The following is a 17,044-nucleotide window of genomic DNA, read 5'->3' as shown; positions in this document are numbered from 1 at the left end:
GGAACTAGGTCGGCGGGTAGAGGTAGACCGGGACCTCGCTGACCGGCACTGTACGCGTGTGATAAGCGTGCGAGCCGTTCCAGTTGTATTCCTCGAGCACAACGGTGCCGTCCCCCGGCACCGACTGCACATAGGCGACGTGGTTGTAGGTGAACCAGGCCACGGCACCCACGACGGGCGCCTTGCTGCTGGCCCAACCCTTGTTCGCCCAGGCATTGGCCCAGGCGGATGCGTTGCCGCCGCCGGGAGTCATCGTCGACCAGGTCCACTTGAACGGGCCGGTGGCGCCGGCGTCGCGGTTGAGCCGCCAGGCCACGAAGTCCACGCACTCGCGGTAGTAGTAGCCGAGCGGGGAGAACCCGCCGCCCTGGGATTCGGTGGCGGCGTCCCGCCAGGGGTAGTCGTCACCCTCGGCCCGGATGCCGACCACGGCGTATTCGGCCGCGGAGCTGCGGGTCTCTTCGGCAACCTGCTGCTGCTCGAGGTCCGCCGCGATGTTCGCCTCGATCTCGTCGAGTTCGGCCTGGCTCGTGGCGGTGAAGCTGTCGGCCGAAATAGTCACGGCGGCAGCGGCGGCGCCCACGGTGACGGCCTGGGTGTCCCCGGAGGCCTTGGCACTGAGAGCGGTCGAGCCGCCCTGCGGGGTGAACGCGTAAGCGGGCAGCGCGGCAGTGAGGAAAATGGCCGGGATCGCCAGCAGGGTAACCATCTTGGCGAACTGCTTGCGGCGCTTGACGGGCCGCCGGGCGGGACCGGTGCGGGCGCCGGCGGGTGCCGTGGACGGTGCGGAGAACGGCCGGAACCGGGCCGGGCGGACCGCACGCGGCGGAACGGTGTCGTCCTGCGCTGACGACTCGTCGGCCGAGGTGCTCGCGCTGCCGACGATGACAGCGAGGTCCGCTGACACCGACCGGATCGAAACCGGCGGTACGGGAACCGCGGTGACGGCGATCGTCTCGGCGGAAACGACAGCGGACTCGGCGGTGACGTCGACGGACTCAGCGGAAACCACAACCGACTCGGCGGAAACGATGACGGCCTCGGCGGGCACGACAACGGCCTCGGAAGAAACGACGATGGCTGAGGTGCCGGATGCCTCAGCGGCTGCGCGCTGGGCCCGGGCCTCGCGGCGCGTGGGTAACGCGCCGACGCCCTCAGGCGAGCCGGCGGGGCCGGAATGAGTCACAGATAATCCTCTAAACAGCCACTACCGGAAGGGGGACTTTTCAACTGTAGGCGATGCGTGGTCGGCTGTCACGTTGAGCGTTACGTTTTCGTGACAATTGCACTATAAAGGGGTGCACATCCACAAAGTCGAGCCGAGCGATGAGACTACGCGGCGGCCGGTGCGAGGAACTCGTCCCACTGCGGCAACGGTCGTTCCACGCCACTGACCACCCAGGTGGTGCCCTGCGGCATCCGGGGGTCGAAGCGCAGGTCCCAGCCCATTTCGGCGGGTGTGCGGTCGCTCTTGAGGTTGTTGCAGCGCAGGCAGCAGGCCACGAGGTTGTCCCAGGTGTCGCGACCGCCGCGTGACCGCGGCTGCACGTGGTCAATGGTGCTGGCGTTTTTGCCGCAGTAGCCGCAGCGGTGGTCGTCGCGCCGCAGCACTCCGCGCCTGCTGACCGGCACGGCCCGCGACCGCGGCAGGCGCACGTAACGGGTGAGCAGGATGACGCTGGGCCGCTCCCACGACTCCGTCGCCGCCCAGACCGGGTGTCCCTGGTCCGCCTGAATGATTGTTGCCTTCTGGTTCATGACGAGCACGAGTGCCCGCTTGAACGACACGACCGCGAGAGGTTCATATCCCGCGTTGAGGACCAGTGTGCGCATGCGCTCCCTTTCGAAAAAGGCTGGACGGCTTCCAGCCATTCGAACTGCTGTCTGGCGTCGACGGGGAGGAGATGCGGGCAAACAAAAGGGGCGTCGTCATCATGACAACGCCCCATGGGCTTCGGTGTGCTCGGGGCACACGACACCCAGACAGATTTGACTGCTGTGCCGCAGCGCGAAGTGTCCGCGCACATCCATGGTGTGGATCGTGCGTAGCTTGCGCATTGGCTCTCCCAAAATCCCGCAGAACATCAGGGCATCAGGTTAACCCACAAATGGTGCGCTACGAAAACGTGTCGCACCATTTGTGCTATGCGTAACCCAGTGTTTACCCGGGCGGTCTCAGGAGCGGCCAGATCAAACGGCTCAGATGCCCAATCGCACGATGTAATAGTCAGCGGTCCAGATCGGCTGCACCCGCACCGCCGCCCCTTCGTACGGCGCGTGCAGGATGTTGCCGTTGCCGGCGTAGAACCCGTCGTGGCCGTCCATGATCACCAGGTCGCCCGGCTGGGCATCCGCCAGGTCGATCCGGGTGCCGGCCGCGCCCTGTCCGGTGGAAGAGTGCGGCAGGGAGATGCCGAACTGCGCATATACGTACATCACGAAGCCGGAGCAGTCGAACCCGGCCGGGGTGGCACCCCCGTAAACGTAGGGAACGCCCTGATATTGCAACGCAACGCTGTAGACCGACGAGAGGCTGAAACTCGGGTAGGCCGAGCTGGCCAGGTAGTCGGCCGCCGACGGGCCGGTGAACGACTCCGCATAGGTGGTCATTGAGGTCGCCGCGGCCGCTCGCGCGGCCTCGGCGGCCTCGGCGGCTTCGGCGGCTTCGGCGGCGTCGATCTCAGCCTGCGGCGTGGCCGCGAAGGCGTCCTGGGCGACCGAGACCGAAGCGGCACCGTCATCGACGGCCACCCCCTGGGCGCCCGCCTGGGTCAGCTCGGTGGCATCCGTGGCCGCAAAGTTACCCGCGGGGTCCGCCGGGGCGAACGCGTAGGCCGGCAGCGCCATGGTGGCGACGAGGCCGGTTGCCAGGGTCATCATCACGACCGGACCCACTGTGCTGCGGAGTCTGGATCGCCTGACGGGCGCCCCCGGCCTCATGACGATGCGCGGCCCCACCTCGGATTGTGTCGCGCGCATCGGATCGGCGGGAGCGGGGCGGATGGCCACAGCAGTGGCACGTCGACCGCGGCTGGACAGTCTTCTTTTTAACAGAGTCAATTCGGACCTCCGGCGCCTCGACAACACTAGGAAGTTGCCCCGTCCAGGTGCGAGTGAACGCGTGAATTTCCGCAGCAAGCGACGGGAAGGGTAGAGACGTCTTGCGCGGGCCCGACGATCGGTCTCTGATCTGTGGGCAGGTCGAGGCTACGTGACCGAATCCGGTTTGTCACCCAAAATGGACGATTTCTAACGAATTGGTAACAGGACGGTGAATGTCGCCGGAAATCCGGTCCGGCTAGGAGCCCGTGACGGGGGTGGTCACGAAGATGTGACCGGCGACCTCGTTTGGTAGCTCCAGGCCAGCGCCGAAGCCCTCCACCTGCACCAGAACGTAGGAGCCCACGGCGGAGAACACACCGGTGTTGCCGGGCAGAACACCGGACTGCTTGAGCTGAGCGAGGAGAACCGGGTCGAACTGCACGGGCTCCCCCAGCCGACGGATGACGGCGGTCACGGGGGCCTCCGACGCCGCGACGACGTCGAGCAGGTTGGTGACGCCCGCCATGAACGCCACGGCCGGGGAGTCGCCCAGTTCGTCGAGGCCGGGAATCGGGTTTCCGTACGGGGATTCGGTGGGGTGACCGAGGATTTCGAGGATCTTGCGCTCGACCTGTTCGCTCATCACGTGCTCCCAGCGGCAGGCTTCGTCGTGGACGAACTCCCACTCGAGACCGATGACGTCGCTGAGCAGGCGTTCCGCGAGGCGGTGCTTGCGCATCACATGCACGGCCTTGGTACGGCCGGTGAGAGTGAGCTCGAGGTGCCGGTCGCCGGAGACGACGACGAGACCATCGCGCTCCATCCGGGCGACGGTCTGGGACACCGTCGGTCCGGAGTGACCCAACCGCTCGGAGATGCGGGCTCGGAGGGGAACGATGTTCTCCTCCTCGAGGTCGAGGATGGTGCGGAGATACATTTCGGTCGTGTCGATAAGGTCAGTCATCCGCAGCCTCCCGCTCGGCCATATGTGCAACGCCACAACACTACCCGTGCGAGGCGGGCAACTAGAATCCTGTTATGCCGGACCTACAGATCCCCACAGAATTGCTGCCCGCCGATGGACGTTTTGGCTGCGGCCCGTCCAAGATCCGTCAGGAGCAGCTGGACTACCTGTCCGGCGCCGGCGCGAGCATCCTGGGTACCTCCCACCGCCAGGCACCGGTGAAGAACCTGGTCGGGCGCGTCCGCACCGGCCTCACCGACCTGTTCCGCGCCCCGGAGGGCTACGAGCTCGTCATGGGCAACGGCGGCTCGACCGCGTTCTGGGACGCCGCCGCGTTCTCGCTCATCGAGACCCGCGCCCAGAACCTCGTTTTCGGTGAGTTCGGTGGCAAGTTCGCCGCCGCCGCCGCCGCGCCGTTCCTCACGGCTCCCGACGTCATCAAGGCCGCCCCCGGCTCGCGCGCCACCGCCGTACCCACCGAGGGCATCGACGTGTACGCCTGGCCGCAGAACGAAACGTCTACCGGCGTGATGGCCCCGGTCACCCGGGTGCACGGAGACGCTGGTGCCCTGACCGTCATCGACGCCACCAGCGCCGCCGCCGGCATCGACTTCGAAGCCGACCAGGCCGATGTCTACTACTTCGCTCCGCAGAAGAACCTCGCCTCTGACGGCGGCATCTGGCTGGCGCTGTTTTCCCCCGCGGCCATTGAGCGCGTCGAACGCATCGCCGCCAGCGGGCGGTACATCCCCGAATTCCTCAGCCTCAAGAACGCCATCGACAACTCCCGTCTCAAGCAGACGCTCAACACGCCCGCCGTGTCGACGCTGCTGCTGATGGAGAACCAGCTCGACTGGATCAACGGCAACGGCGGCTTGGCCTGGGCGTCGGCGCGCACCGCGGAGTCCTCCTCGGTGCTCTACGACTGGGCCGCGACCGTGGACTACGCGACGCCGTTCGTGACCGACCCGAGCCACCGCTCACAGGTCGTCGCCACGATCGACTTCGACGACGCGATCGATGCCGCGGCCATTGCCAAAATCCTGCGTGCCAACGGCATCGTCGACACCGAGCCGTACCGCAAGCTCGGTCGCAACCAGTTGCGTGTCGCCACCTTCACGGCCATCGACCCGGCGGACGTGCGCAAGCTCGTCTCGTCGATCGAATACGTAGTGGCCAACCTGGGTTAGTCGCCCATGCGTTTCTGGCTCAGAGACAGCGAACGGCGGCCCGACCCGCTGCCCGCCCGCGCGAATGCGCGGAAAGCGGTGGCAGCGGGTTCGGTCGGCTGGCTAGTGCTGCTGGTGCTGGCCGTCGTCTTCCGAGCTGAACTGAACGACGCCGGCCTGGGCTGGTGGCTGTGGTGCGCCGTCATCGGTCTGGGCCTCGGCCTCTGCGGACTCGGCTTCGTGCTGTTCAGACGCCGCTAGCGCCTCGTCCACGTCGATCCCGTCGAGAACGTCGACGCCGTTGTCGACGGCGTCGTCGGACTCTGCGCTCTCGTCGTCGTCGTCACTGTCGTCGTCGTCGTCGTCGTCACTGTCGTCGTCATCATCATCATGATCGTCGTCGTCGTCGCTGTCGTCGTCGTCCTCGGACTCGGCGAGCCCGGCGGCAGCCAGCTCCTCGGCGACCTTGGAGTCAGCGAGCCGGTCGCTCCACGGCACCCATTCCGGAGCGAGCAGGGCATCGTCGCCGGGCATGAGTTCGGTTTCCAGCACCTGCGGCTCGGAGTCGCCGTCGACGCGGGACAGGCTGACCGTCCAGCGCCAGCCCGGGTAACCGGTCATCAGGCAGTCGAAGAGCAGCGACAGCACGTGCTCACCCTCGACGATGTAACCGAGCGGTTCACCGATCGTGTCGGCCGGGGTGATCAGTTCGAGAGCAGACCTGGCCTGGTCGACGGCGGCCACGAGCACCTCATCGGCCTCGAAGACCTCGTCGTCGGCAACCTCGTCGGCGTCCTCGGCGGGACCGTCCCCTGTCGCACCCGCCCGGCCGTCGTCGACGACAGTGGTCTCGTCGGCCGTGGGTTCGTTGACGGGAGCCTCAGCCGCCGGGGTGTCGGTCGGAACGACCGGCGGGGCCTGGGGCGGGGTGGGGTCGAAAGGATTAAGCATCCAGTTCCTCGGCGACCTTGCGCAGCACGGCCGCGATCTTCTTGCTGTGCGCGGAGTCGGGGTACCGACCGCGGCGGAGGCTCGAGCCGATACCGTCGAGCAACTTCACCAGGTCCTCGACGATGATGGCCATGTCGTCAGCCGGCTTGCGGCTGAGCTTGGCCAGGCTCGGCGGAGCCTCGATCACGCGCACGGACAGCGCCTGAGCGCCGCGCTTGCCGTCGGCGATGCCGAACTCGAGCTTCATCCCGGCCTTCACCGTCACTCCGGCGGGCACTGCGGAAGCGTGCAGGAAGACCTCGTGGCCTTCATCGGACGTGATGAAGCCAAAGCCCTTCTCCTCGTCGTAGAACTTGACTTTGCCGGTGGGCATCTGAACCTCGCTGTGATTTTGAGGCGCGCAGAATACGCGCCGCTTCACTCAGCATATTCCGTTGTAGCTGACTATGCCCCGTATCCTTAGGTCTGTGACCACTCAAACTCCCCACGACCCCGGCCGGCTCGAGAAGATCCTGGCCTACATGGTTGCGGGTGTGGTCGGGCTGTCCATCCTGGCCTTCCTCGCCGTGATTCTCGGCACCGCGGCCGGGGCCGGCGACAACGACGGATTCAGCAAGGGCGTCTGGCCCGCCGTGCTCACTCTGCCCCTCTTCGGTCTTCCCCTCGGCTTCCTGTTGATCATCGCCCTGATGGTCGTCAGCGGAGTCCGCCGTGCTCGCGAGGCTCGACAGAAACTGGAGTAACCGACATGCTGACGCTCGCCTCACGCCTCCGCGCACTGAACGACGCAGCACTGCGCCGCACTATCGTGCTCCGATCGATTCCCCCGCACGGCATCCACGACTTCTTCGACCTCGCCGAAGCGATCCTCGAGCCCGCAGCGATCCAGTCGACGCTCGCGCACCTGGACCGCAGCACCCTCGCCGTTCTGGCCGTGGCCGGCGAACTGGGCGCCGCCCCGATGGGCGAACTTGTCGAACGACTGGCCGACCTCGGGCACGACACCCTGAACGCCGACGACATCTCCGCTCGCGTCGACCGCCTCGACGAGCTGATGCTCCTGGTGCGCACCGACGACACCGTGCGGCCGTATGCAGCCGTCGCCGAACGGCTTCGGTCCTGGCCGGAGGAGGGTCTGCCCAGCGCCGCCGAGCTGGCCGGGGTGCCCGCCCCCACCCCACTGGCCCCGCTCTCGGCCACCGACAGCCGTTTCACCGAGCGACTGGCCGCCGAGCGTGCCTTCACCGCCGTCTCCTCGATCGCCGAACTCCTCACCGAACTCAGCCAGGAGCCGGCCCGCGAACTCAGTCGGGGCGGCCTCGGCCTGCCTGACACCAAACGTCTTTCCGTCGCCATGCGGGTCGACCTGGACGCCGTTGCCCCGCTTGTGGGCATCGCCGCCCGCGCCGAACTGGTCACCCTGGGCTCCGGTTACTGGTCGGAGTCCGCCGAGGGAGTGGCCTGGCTGCTCGAGAACGCACCGGCCCGCTGGGGCGTGCTGGCCGCATCCTGGCTGGCTGCCCTGCCCGCCGACGTCCGCCAGATCGTCGCCGAGCGGCCCGGCGTGGCCTGGGGCGATGCCCTGCACCGTTTTGTGGCCTGGCTGTACCCGGCCGGCGGCACCTGGATGGATGACCGCATCGCCGACTTCGCCCACGAGGGCGAGCTGATCGGCATCACCGCTCGCCAGTCCACCAGCCCGGCCGGCGCCTCAGTGCTCCGCGGCGACATCGACGCCGCCATCGCCACCATCGCCGCGTCGCTGCCCGCCGAGGTGGGTACCGTCTACCTTCAGCACGATCTCTCGATCGTGGCGCCCGGCCCGTTGTCAGCCTCGATCGACACCCGGTTGCGCACCTTCGCGGATGTCGAGAGCCGCGAGCTGGCGTCCAGCTACCGGTTGAGCGGTGCGTCGGTCAACCGCGCCCTCGCGACCGGCGACGACGCAGACTCCATCCTGCACTTCCTGGCCACGATCTCGCTCACCGGTGTCCCGCAGCCGGTGGACTACCTCATCCGTGACGCCGCCAGCCGGTATGGGACGGTGCGGGTGGGCCGCATCGACCCGGAGGACCCGGCCGGGCCCAGCTACATCGCGTCCGAGGACACCGCGGTGCTCGGCGCCATCGCCGTCGACCAGACGTTCACGGCGCTCGCGCTGACAACGGTCTCCCCCAGCCGCCTCACCAGCCCCCATCCCGCCGACACCGTGTTCTGGGCGCTCACCGATGCCCGCTACCCCGTCGCCGCCGAGAACGCGGCAGGTGAGGTGGTGCATCCGCGCCGGCACCCCGTCCTCCGTTCGAGCCGGGTGGAGATACCGGACCCCACGGTCGCGCTCGTCGAGGAGTTGCGCGCCACCGACGGCGGCGAGGCGAAGGCCGCGCACGCCTGGCTGGCCCGGCAATTGGATTCCGCCATCAAGCACCGGCAGACGGTGCTGGTGAGCGTGCAGATGCCCGGCGGCGACGTGGTGGACTACCTCCTCGAACCGGCCAGCGTCGGCGGCGGCCGGTTCCGCGCCCGGGACCGTCGGGCCGATATCGAGCGCACACTGCCACTCTCCAGCGTCGTCAGCATCGTCCCCGCTCCCTGACCCGGCGGGGCCGGTCGGGCGCACCCCCGTACGCGGGTAGGCACGGTCACAGCCCACGGGCGTAGCATTGTTGCTTATGTCCGATGGCCCGCTGATCGTCCAAAGTGACCGCACGGTTCTGCTCGAAGTCGCGCACCCTCTGGCCGAGGATGCCCGGCACGACCTGGCCGTGTTCGCCGAACTGGAACGCGCGCCGGAACACATCCACACCTACCGCATCACCCGGCTCGGCCTCTGGAACGCCCGCGCCGCCGGGCATGACGCGGCCAACATGCTGGCCACGCTCGAGAAATACTCCAAGTTCGCGATTCCGCAGACCGTCACGGTCGACCTTGAAGAGACCGTGGGCCGCTACGGCCGCCTGGTCATCGACCGGGACCGCGAGGGCCAGCTGGTGCTGCGCAGTCTTGACGCGCCGGTGCTCACCGAGGTGGCCGGTGCGCGGCGCATCGCCCCGCTGCTGATCGGCCAGCCCACCCCGGACTCGTTCCTGGTGGCGCCGTGGGCGCGCGGGCAGCTCAAGCAGGAGCTGGTGAAGCTCGGCTGGCCCGCCGAGGACCTCGCCGGCTATACCCCGGGCACCCCGCACGACATCGCGCTGCTGGAAGACGGTTGGGCGCTGCGTGACTACCAGCACAAGGCCGTGGCGAACTTCTTCGAGGCCGGCTCCGGCGTCGTGGTGCTGCCCTGCGGCGCGGGCAAGACCCTCGTGGGCGCCGGCGCGATGGCCACCGCCAAGACCAACACCCTGATCCTGGTCACCAACACGGTCTCTGCCCGGCAGTGGCGCGACGAGTTGCAGAAGCGCACCACCCTCACGGCGGAGGAGATCGGCGAGTACTCCGGCCAGGTCAAGGAGGTCAAGCCCGTCACCATCGCGACCTACCAAATCCTCACCGCCAAGCGGAAGGGCGAGTACGCGCACCTCGAGCTGCTCGACGCCATGGACTGGGGCCTGGTGATCTACGACGAGGTACACCTGCTGCCCGCCCCGGTGTTCAAGCTCACCGCCGAGTTGCAGGCCCGGCGCCGGCTCGGCCTGACCGCCACCCTGGTACGCGAGGACGGCCGCGAGGGCGACGTCTTCAGCCTGATCGGGCCCAAGCGGTTCGACGCCCCGTGGAAGGAGATCGAGGCCCAGGGCTTCATCTCCCCCGCCGCCTGCTTCGAGGTACGTATCGACCTGCCCCACAGCGAGCGGCTCCGTTACGCCGCTGCGCCCGACGACGAGCGCTACCGGATGGCCGCCACCGCGCCGGCGAAGCTGGACATCGTCAAGGAGCTGGTGGCAATGCACCCCGGCGAACGCATCCTTGTGATCGGCCAGTACCTCGACCAGATCGACGAGCTCGCCGAGGCCCTGCAGGCGCCCAAGCTCACCGGGGCCACGCCGGTGGATGAACGCGAACGGCTGTACCAGGCGTTCAGGGTGGGAGAGGAGAACCTGCTCGTGGTGTCGAAGGTGGCCAACTTCTCGATCGACCTGCCCGAGGCCTCCGTCGCCATCCAGGTATCCGGATCCTACGGGTCCCGGCAGGAGGAGGCCCAACGCCTCGGCCGGCTGCTGCGCCCGAAGGAGTCCGGCCTCACCGCCAGCTTCTACACTCTCGTCGCCCGCGACACCGTCGATCAGGACTTCGCCCAGAACCGCCAACGCTTCCTGGCCGAGCAGGGCTACTCGTACACGATCCTCGACGCGCACTCCCTCACCCGTCCCACCGTGGCCGCGAACTGAGAGAAAAGCCCCAGAACGCGCGAGTTTTAGGGGCTCAGCTCACAGTTCGCGGGCGCGAAGGTAGCGCAGCAGCAGGGTGTCGCCGGCCGGGAGGGCGTGGGCCAGGCGCATCCGGCGCGGCGATGCGTCCGGCGCGCCGGCGATGCGCGCTGCCCGGCCGGACTCCAGCAGCGGGGCCAGGGTGAGGCAGAGCTCGTCCACGGCATCCGCGGCCAGGAGTGAGCCGAACAGGCTCGGGCCGCCCTCGCAGAGCACCTGCGGGTAGCCCCGCGCGGTGAGGGTGCGCACCATCAACGCATGGTCGACGGATGCCTCCCCGCAGACCCACACGTCGGCCACCGCGGCGAGCGCCGCCCGGCGTTGGGCGGGGGCCTGGGCGTGGGTGATCACGATCGGCCGGGTGGCGGCGGCGGTGAACACCGGGTGCGCCGGGTCCAGGTCGAGACGGCCGGACACCAACGCCACCGGCGGGTGCTCCGGCAGCGCGTGGGCAACTCGCCAGGCCACCGCCTCGTCGGTGAACCGGATGCCGCCGTAGCCCTCGGCGCGCACGGTGCCCGCACCGACGAGGATCACGTCGGAGAGCATCCGCACGGTGTCGAAAACCAACTTGTCGGCGTCGTCGCCGAGCCCGCCGCTCAGGCCGTCGTGGGTGGCGGCGCCGTCCAGGCTGCTGATGAAGTTCACCCGCAGGTGCGGGGCGGACCTGTCGTGCACCGTGTAACGGGCCAGCACGTCGCCGGGATCGATGGCGCTCATCAGGTGAGGTTGTGGCGCAGGTACGCCGGTTCGCGCCAGCCGAGAATAGCTTCGGTCATCCGCACGGCGTCCACCGCGGCCGACACGTTGTGCACCCGCACGATGCGGGCGCCCTGCATGATGCAGTAGACGACGGCGGCGAGGGTGCCCTCCACCCGCTGGTCGCGGCCCCGGTTGAGGGTCTCTCCGATGAAGTCCTTGTTCGAGACCGCCACCAGCGTGGGCAGGCCGAGCGTGGTGATCTCCGCCAACCGGCGGGTCAGCTCGAGGGAGTGCCGGGTGTTCTTGTTCAGGTCGTGCCCGGGATCGATCACCAGCCGGTCGGCCGGCATCCCGTGGTCGAGGGCGCGCTGCACCCTGGCCTGCAGGAAGCCGGACACCTCGGCGGCGACGTCGGTGTACTGCGGCGCCGGGTACGGCGTGCGGGGCCGGGCCAGGCTGTGCGTGATCACCAGAGTGGCGTCGCTGTCCGCGACGACCTCGGCCATCCGCGGGTCGTGCACACCGGTGGTGTCGTTGATCACGTGCGCGCCGGCGTTGATGCTGGCCCTGGCCACGTCGGGGTCGAAGGTGTCGACGGAGATCACGACGCCGGTGCCCCGCAGGGCGGCGACGACGGGTACCACCCGGTCGATCTCCTCCGCGACCGGAACGGCCGGACCCGGGGCGAACTTGGCCCCGCCGATGTCGACCCAGTCGGCGCCGTCGTCGATGGCCCGATGTGCCGCCGCCACGGCCTGATCGAGCGCGAAGGTGGCGCCCTGATCATAGAAGGAGTCCGGCGTGCGGTTGATCACCGCCATTACCGCCACCTCACGCGCGAAGTCGAAGTCACGCCCGTTGATGCGGCGCCGGGGCACGTCCAGCCGGGGCCGGATGACCCCGGTCGGGTCGGTCGAGCTGACCATCTGACTCCTTGTGGTGCTGGGCCGCGGTGCGACGGCGACGGGTGTGCGTTCAGGCGGCGCCCGGTGACGGATCGAGCAGGTCTTCCCAGGCTATGCTCTCATCCGCCAGTCGGCGCTGGTCCACCCTGACGCGCCGCGGAAGACAACCTCGACATGCCGAAAGCGTTGTCACCGGATCATCCGCGCACATACCGCCCACTCACAGGAAAGCGCCAGCTAACGCGCAGATACTAGGGGCATGACTGACGGCCCCCGCATCCTTATCGTTGACGACGAACCCAATATCCGGGATCTCCTCACCACCAGCCTCCGCTTCGCCGGGTTCGCCGTGCGCGCCGTGGGAAACGGTGCCCAGGCGATTTCCGCCGTGCTTGAGGAAGAGCCCGATCTGATCATCCTCGACGTGATGCTGCCCGACATGAACGGCTTCGGCGTCACCAAACGCCTCCGTTCGGCCGGTTACACCGCGCCGATCCTCTTCCTCACGGCCAAGGACGACACCGAAGACAAGATCACCGGCCTCACCGTCGGCGGCGACGACTACGTCACCAAGCCGTTCAGCCTCGACGAGATCGTGGCACGGATCAAGGCCATCCTGCGCCGCACCATGCACGCCGACGAAGACGCGGTCATCCGTGCCGGCGAGCTCACCATGGACCAGGACACCCACGAAGTCCTCGTCGGCGACCAGCCCATCGAGCTCAGCCCCACCGAGTTCAAGCTGCTGCGCTACCTGATGCTCAACCCGAACCGGGTGCTCTCCAAGGCGCAGATCCTCGACCACGTCTGGGAATACGACTTCAACGGCGATGCGGGCATCGTGGAGTCCTACATCTCCTACCTGCGCCGCAAGGTGGACATGCACTCCAGCGAGCCGCTGATCCAGACCAAGCGCGGCTTCGGCTACATGCTCAAGGCCGCCAAGGCATAGACCCAGTTTCCCCTCCTTAGACTGGAACCATGCATGTGGCCCTGATGGACCGTTGGAGCCGGATTTCGCTCCGCTCCAAGATCACCGGTGTGACCGTACTGATGCTGACCCTTGGCCTGCTCGTCTCCGGGGTGGGCACCATGGTCATCCTGCGCAACTACGTCGTGCAGCAGGTGGATGCCAGCCTGCAGACCGAGGCGCAGACCACCCTGATGGACTATCGCAACTCGATGGCCAACGGCAGCGCCGCCGGGGTGGATTCCGACTACTTTGTCGCGATCTATGACCAGAACGGTGTTCTGAAGGACCGCACCTGGCGGGACCGCCCGCGCTCCAGCCTGCCCGCGGTGACCATGGCGTTGGACCTGCCCAGCGTGATCGCCATGAACGGCGCCGTGCAGAAGCTGTCCGACGCGGAAGGCTCCACCGAGTTCCACGCGGTGGCGGTGCCGTTCGTGATCAACTCCACCGGCACCTACGGCACCCTGCTGATGGCCGTGTCCCTGCAATCAGCGCAGAACACCGTCAACACGTACCTCAGCATCTTCCTCGGCTTCGGGGTGGGGGTGGTGCTGGTGGGCGCCATGCTCACCCGGCTGCTCGTCACCACGACCTTCGCGCCGCTGCGCGAGGCCGAGCGTACGGCAGCGGCCATCGCCGACGGCGACTTCAGCCAACGGCTGGGCGGGGCCACCCCCAATACCGAGGTCGGCCGGCTCAACCGGTCCCTCAACACCATGCTCAGCCGTATCGACCGGGCCTTCAAGGACCGGGCCCGCACGATCGACCAGATGCGCCGCTTCGTCGGCGACGCGAGCCACGAGCTGCGCACACCACTGGTCTCGGTACGCGGCTACGCCGAGCTCTACCGGATGGGCGCACTGCAGACCCCCGAAGACGTGGCCCAGGCCATGGAGCGCATCGAGAAGGAGGCGATCCGCATGGGCGGTCTCGTCGAGGACCTGCTCGAGCTCGCCAGGCTGGATGAGACCAAACCCCTCGTCCTCACCCGAGTGGACCTGCTGCCCCTCGCCCACGACGCCGCGCTGGACGCGATGGCCTCCTCCCCCGGCCGTCAGGTCACGGTACTGACCAGCCATCCCACCGAGTTCGACGCGGAAGCCCCGGCGTCGTCCATCGATTTGGCGCACTCCACCGGCGAGGTCGCACCAGCCCCGCTGACGCCTTCGCCGACCCCTGCCGCCGAGGGGACACCGGCCAAGCCCGCGGCAGTCAAAGCCGCCGCGACCAAGGGTGCGGCCGCCAAGGGCGAAACGTCAGGCACCGGCACCATCTCGTTCGCCGGCGCCACCCTCGCCCGCCTCCGCACGCGCAGGCCCAGGCGCACGGATGCGGCTACACCCGCCGCCGAGACCCCCGAGGTCGTGGAGGCCCCACCTGAGCTGGACGCGGTGATCATGGCCGAAGAGAACAAGGTGCGCCAGGTCATCACCAACCTGATGGGCAACGCCCTCCGGTTCAGCCCGGCCGACAGCCCGGTGGAACTCGAGGTCTCCGTCGACCGCCGCAACCAGCGGGCCTCTATCTCGATCATCGACCACGGCGAGGGCATCCCGCCACAGATCCGCGACAAGATCTTCCAGCGCTTCTGGCGGGCCGACACCTCCCGCGCCAGGGAAACCGGCGGCAGCGGACTCGGCCTGGCGATCGTGGCGTCCATCGTGGCCAGCCACAACGGCTCGATCGAGGTCGTCGAGACCCCGGGCGGCGGAGCCACCTTCAGGGTCTGGTTCCCGCTGGCCGAGTCGCCCGCCGCCCCGCAGGCGCTCACGTCGCCGACCCTGGACTGACCGGCGCCGGCGGCCGGGCCCGCTCCTCCCCAGCCCGGTGGGGCGGCGGGTTGTCCTCAGGGCCGCCTCGGGCCCTGCGGCGGCTTCCCGCACGCCGTAGCGTCGCCCGCGGGCGTCACCCCGACGCCCACACGAGCGGACGGAGCCTCTTGATGACCCAGTTCCAGGTCGACAGCGATGCATTGATCACCACCACCGGCGCGGCACGCGCCACCATAGCCCGCATCCAGGCCGAGGTGGCGGCGCTACTCGGTCAACTCACCGGGCTGGAGGGTTCCTGGACCGGGCAGGCGTCGGCCCAGTTCCAGGGGGCCGTCGCGGCGTGGCGCACCACGCAGCTGCACGTCGAGCAGAGCGCGGATGCGCTCAATCAGGCGCTCGGGCAGGCCGGCCAGCAGTACGCCGAGGTGGAGCAGGCCAACGCCCGGCTGTTCGCCCGGTAGCCCGACACCGGATACGACAAAGGCTGGGCGCCTCCCGAAGGAGACGCCCAGCCTGAGGTGGTGCGTTTGTGCAGGGGCTGCGGGACTTAGAAGTCCATGCCACCAGAGGGGTCGCCGGCCGGAGCCGAGTTCTTCTCGGGCTTGTCGGCGACAACGGCCTCGGTGGTGAGGAACAGTCCGGCGATCGACGATGCGTTCAGCAGCGCGGAGCGGGTGACCTTCACCGGGTCATTGATGCCGGCAGCGATCATGTCGACGTACTCACCGGTCGCGGCGTTGAGGCCGAATCCGACGGGCAGGTTGCGCACCTTGTCGGCGACAACGCCCGGCTCCATGCCGGCGTTGAGCGCGATCTGCTTGAGCGGAGCGTCGATGGCAACGCGCACGATGTTCGCGCCGGTTGCCTCGTCGCCGACGAGGTCAAGAATTGCCTTGCCCTCGAATGCGGTCTTGCCGGCCTGGATCAGCGCAACGCCACCACCGGCGACGATGCCCTCTTCGACGGCTGCCTTCGCGTTACGAACGGCGTCCTCGATGCGGTGCTTGCGCTCCTTGAGCTCAACCTCCGTCGCGGCGCCGGCCTTGATGACGGCAACGCCACCGGCGAGCTTGGCCAGGCGCTCCTGCAGCTTCTCACGGTCGTAGTCCGAGTCGGTGTTCTCGATCTCGTTGCGGATCTGCTGAACACGACCGGCGATGGCCTCGGCGTCGCCGGCACCCTCGACGATGGTGGTCTCGTCCTTGGTGATGACGACCTTGCGGGCGTTACCGAGCAGGTCGAGGGTGACGTTCTCGAGCTTGAGGCCGACCTCCTCGGAGATGACCTGGCCACCGGTGAGGATGGCGATGTCCTGCAGCTGCGCCTTGCGGCGGTCGCCGAATCCGGGGGCCTTGACGGCAACCGACTTGAAGATGCCACGGATCTTGTTCACGACGAGCGTGGCCAGGGCCTCGCCGTCAACGTCCTCGGCAATGATGAGCAGCTGCTTGCCGCTCTGGATGACCTTGTCGACGATCGGCAGCAGGTCCTTGATGTTGGAGACCTTGGAGTTGACGATCAGGATGTACGGGTCTTCGAAGACCGCTTCCTGACGGTCGGGGTCGGTGACGAAGTACGCCGACAGGAAGCCCTTGTCGAAGCGCATGCCCTCGGTGAGCTCCAGCTCGGTGCCGAAGGTGTTCGACTCCTCAACGGTGACAACACCTTCCTTGCCGACCTTGTCGATGGCCTCGGCGATGATCGCGCCGATTTCGGCGTCACCGGCAGAGATGGAGGCCGTGGCCGCGATCTCTTCCTTGGTCTCGATCTCCTTGGCGCTGGCGATGAGCTCGGCGATGACCGCAGCGGTCGCCTTCTCGATGCCACGCTTGAGGCTGATCGGGTCGGCGCCGGCCGCGACGTTGCGCAGGCCTTCGCGAACCAGGGCCTGAGCGAGGACGGTGGCGGTGGTGGTACCGTCGCCGGCGACGTCGTCGGTCTTCTTGGCGACCTCCTTGACGAGCTCCGCACCGATCTTCTCGTACGGGTCGTCGAGCTCGATCTCCTTGGCGATGGACACGCCGTCGTTGGTGATCGTGGGGGCGCCCCACTTCTTCTCCAGCACGACGTTGCGTCCGCGCGGGCCGAGGGTCACCTTGACCGTGTCAGCGAGGATGTTGAGGCCGCGCTCAAGGCCGCGACGGGCCTCTTCATTGAAAGCAATGATCTTTGCCATATGTGTTTCTCGTCCCTCCC

16 protein-coding genes and 1 pseudogene are annotated in these 17,044 nt (G+C 68.1%); 8 read left to right on the top strand and 9 right to left on the bottom strand.

Translation table 11 applies throughout. The features are described 5' to 3' along the window. Positions 1-4: 4 nt before the first annotated feature. From E3O57_RS02010 to E3O57_RS01995, 4 genes are all read right to left on the bottom strand, one after another. The gene (locus E3O57_RS02010) at positions 5-1,186 is read right to left on the bottom strand and encodes a CHAP domain-containing protein (protein WP_103478954.1); all 1,182 of its coding nucleotides are present in this window, start codon (positions 1,184-1,186) and stop codon (positions 5-7) included. A 146-nt stretch (positions 1,187-1,332) separates the two neighbouring features. Further along, a complete protein-coding gene (locus tag E3O57_RS02005) occupies positions 1,333-1,833 on the bottom strand; it encodes an HNH endonuclease (RefSeq protein WP_088457022.1) in 501 nt (166 codons plus the stop codon). A gap of 366 nt (positions 1,834-2,199) precedes the next feature. Beyond that, a complete protein-coding gene (locus E3O57_RS02000; RefSeq protein WP_133159736.1) occupies positions 2,200-2,877 on the bottom strand; it encodes a C40 family peptidase in 678 nt (225 codons plus the stop codon). A gap of 421 nt (positions 2,878-3,298) precedes the next feature. Further along, positions 3,299-4,006, bottom strand: a complete 708-nt coding sequence (locus tag E3O57_RS01995; RefSeq protein ID WP_088457024.1) for a metal-dependent transcriptional regulator — start codon at positions 4,004-4,006, stop codon at positions 3,299-3,301. Between the two features lie 74 nt (positions 4,007-4,080). Here E3O57_RS01995 and serC point away from each other — a divergent pair, with 74 nt between their 5' ends. Then, on the top strand, positions 4,081-5,196 hold the full coding sequence (serC, locus tag E3O57_RS01990) for a phosphoserine transaminase (RefSeq protein ID WP_088457025.1): 1,116 nt from the start codon (positions 4,081-4,083) through the stop codon (positions 5,194-5,196). Between the two features lie 6 nt (positions 5,197-5,202). Next, positions 5,203-5,373 (top strand): annotated as a pseudogene (locus E3O57_RS19010) (DUF2530 domain-containing protein); the annotation flags it as partial. Here the strand turns inward: E3O57_RS19010 and E3O57_RS01985 are convergent. Continuing rightward, on the bottom strand, positions 5,299-6,126 hold the full coding sequence (locus E3O57_RS01985; protein WP_103478953.1) for a DUF3027 domain-containing protein: 828 nt from the start codon (positions 6,124-6,126) through the stop codon (positions 5,299-5,301). The pseudogene E3O57_RS19010 and the gene E3O57_RS01985 overlap by 75 nt on opposite strands. Continuing rightward, the gene (locus E3O57_RS01980) at positions 6,119-6,499 is read right to left on the bottom strand and encodes a cold-shock protein (protein ID WP_088457027.1); all 381 of its coding nucleotides are present in this window, start codon (positions 6,497-6,499) and stop codon (positions 6,119-6,121) included. Before E3O57_RS01980 ends, E3O57_RS01985 begins: the two co-directional genes overlap by 8 nt. A 94-nt stretch (positions 6,500-6,593) precedes the next feature. On the opposite strand from E3O57_RS01980, the gene E3O57_RS01975 reads away from it, so the two are divergent. From E3O57_RS01975 to E3O57_RS01965, 3 genes are all read left to right on the top strand, one after another. After that, positions 6,594-6,869, top strand: a complete 276-nt coding sequence (locus E3O57_RS01975) for a hypothetical protein (RefSeq protein ID WP_088457028.1) — start codon at positions 6,594-6,596, stop codon at positions 6,867-6,869. A 5-nt stretch (positions 6,870-6,874) separates the two neighbouring features. Then, entirely contained in the window at positions 6,875-8,722 is a 1,848-nt protein-coding gene (locus E3O57_RS01970) for a helicase-associated domain-containing protein (RefSeq protein WP_103478952.1), read from the top strand. 76 nt (positions 8,723-8,798) lie between these two features. Continuing rightward, on the top strand, positions 8,799-10,457 hold the full coding sequence (locus E3O57_RS01965; RefSeq protein ID WP_103478951.1) for a DNA repair helicase XPB: 1,659 nt from the start codon (positions 8,799-8,801) through the stop codon (positions 10,455-10,457). A gap of 39 nt (positions 10,458-10,496) precedes the next feature. On the opposite strand, the gene E3O57_RS01960 is transcribed toward E3O57_RS01965, so the two are convergent. Together E3O57_RS01960 and folP are read right to left on the bottom strand one after the other, a co-directional pair. Beyond that, positions 10,497-11,216: a pyrimidine reductase family protein gene (locus E3O57_RS01960; protein ID WP_103478950.1), complete on the bottom strand. Its 720-nt coding sequence runs from the start codon at positions 11,214-11,216 to the stop codon at positions 10,497-10,499. Next, positions 11,216-12,124: a dihydropteroate synthase gene (gene folP, locus E3O57_RS01955; protein ID WP_103478949.1), complete on the bottom strand. Its 909-nt coding sequence runs from the start codon at positions 12,122-12,124 to the stop codon at positions 11,216-11,218. Before folP ends, E3O57_RS01960 begins: the two co-directional genes overlap by 1 nt. Before the next feature lie 238 nt (positions 12,125-12,362). Between folP and E3O57_RS01950 the strand changes: the two genes are divergently transcribed. The 3 genes from E3O57_RS01950 (at position 12,363) to E3O57_RS01940 (ending at position 15,309) form a co-directional block, all read left to right on the top strand. After that, positions 12,363-13,055: a response regulator transcription factor gene (locus E3O57_RS01950; protein WP_066597326.1), complete on the top strand. Its 693-nt coding sequence runs from the start codon at positions 12,363-12,365 to the stop codon at positions 13,053-13,055. Positions 13,056-13,084: 29 nt separating this feature from the next. After that, positions 13,085-14,866, top strand: coding sequence for a cell wall metabolism sensor histidine kinase WalK (locus E3O57_RS01945; RefSeq protein ID WP_103459237.1), 1,782 nt, complete (start codon positions 13,085-13,087; stop codon positions 14,864-14,866). Between the two features lie 152 nt (positions 14,867-15,018). Further along, on the top strand, positions 15,019-15,309 hold the full coding sequence (locus E3O57_RS01940; RefSeq protein WP_103478948.1) for a WXG100 family type VII secretion target: 291 nt from the start codon (positions 15,019-15,021) through the stop codon (positions 15,307-15,309). An 86-nt stretch (positions 15,310-15,395) separates the two neighbouring features. Here the strand turns inward: E3O57_RS01940 and groL are convergent, their stop codons facing one another. After that, entirely contained in the window at positions 15,396-17,024 is a 1,629-nt protein-coding gene (groL, locus tag E3O57_RS01935; protein ID WP_088457035.1) for a chaperonin GroEL, read from the bottom strand. Between the last annotated feature and the right edge of the window lie 20 nt (positions 17,025-17,044).

Source organism: Cryobacterium sp. TMN-39-2, assembly GCF_004402745.1.
Lineage (GTDB): Bacteria > Actinomycetota > Actinomycetes > Actinomycetales > Microbacteriaceae > Cryobacterium > Cryobacterium zongtaii.
This window is presented reverse-complemented; position numbering and strand designations above follow the sequence as displayed.

Coding starts and splice junctions, on each gene's coding strand:
- folP (WP_103478949.1), bottom strand. CDS start 12,124: ATGGTCAGCTCGACCGACCCGACCGGGGTCATCCGGCCCCGGCTGGAC.
- groL (WP_088457035.1), bottom strand. CDS start 17,024: ATGGCAAAGATCATTGCTTTCAATGAAGAGGCCCGTCGCGGCCTTGAG.
- E3O57_RS01960 (WP_103478950.1), bottom strand. CDS start 11,216: ATGAGCGCCATCGATCCCGGCGACGTGCTGGCCCGTTACACGGTGCAC.
- E3O57_RS01970 (WP_103478952.1), top strand. CDS start 6,875: ATGCTGACGCTCGCCTCACGCCTCCGCGCACTGAACGACGCAGCACTG.
- E3O57_RS01985 (WP_103478953.1), bottom strand. CDS start 6,126: ATGCTTAATCCTTTCGACCCCACCCCGCCCCAGGCCCCGCCGGTCGTT.
- E3O57_RS01965 (WP_103478951.1), top strand. CDS start 8,799: ATGTCCGATGGCCCGCTGATCGTCCAAAGTGACCGCACGGTTCTGCTC.
- E3O57_RS01995 (WP_088457024.1), bottom strand. CDS start 4,006: ATGACTGACCTTATCGACACGACCGAAATGTATCTCCGCACCATCCTC.
- E3O57_RS01950 (WP_066597326.1), top strand. CDS start 12,363: ATGACTGACGGCCCCCGCATCCTTATCGTTGACGACGAACCCAATATC.
- E3O57_RS02005 (WP_088457022.1), bottom strand. CDS start 1,833: ATGCGCACACTGGTCCTCAACGCGGGATATGAACCTCTCGCGGTCGTG.
- E3O57_RS02000 (WP_133159736.1), bottom strand. CDS start 2,877: ATGACCCTGGCAACCGGCCTCGTCGCCACCATGGCGCTGCCGGCCTAC.
- serC (WP_088457025.1), top strand. CDS start 4,081: ATGCCGGACCTACAGATCCCCACAGAATTGCTGCCCGCCGATGGACGT.
- E3O57_RS01980 (WP_088457027.1), bottom strand. CDS start 6,499: ATGCCCACCGGCAAAGTCAAGTTCTACGACGAGGAGAAGGGCTTTGGC.
- E3O57_RS01940 (WP_103478948.1), top strand. CDS start 15,019: ATGACCCAGTTCCAGGTCGACAGCGATGCATTGATCACCACCACCGGC.
- E3O57_RS01945 (WP_103459237.1), top strand. CDS start 13,085: ATGCATGTGGCCCTGATGGACCGTTGGAGCCGGATTTCGCTCCGCTCC.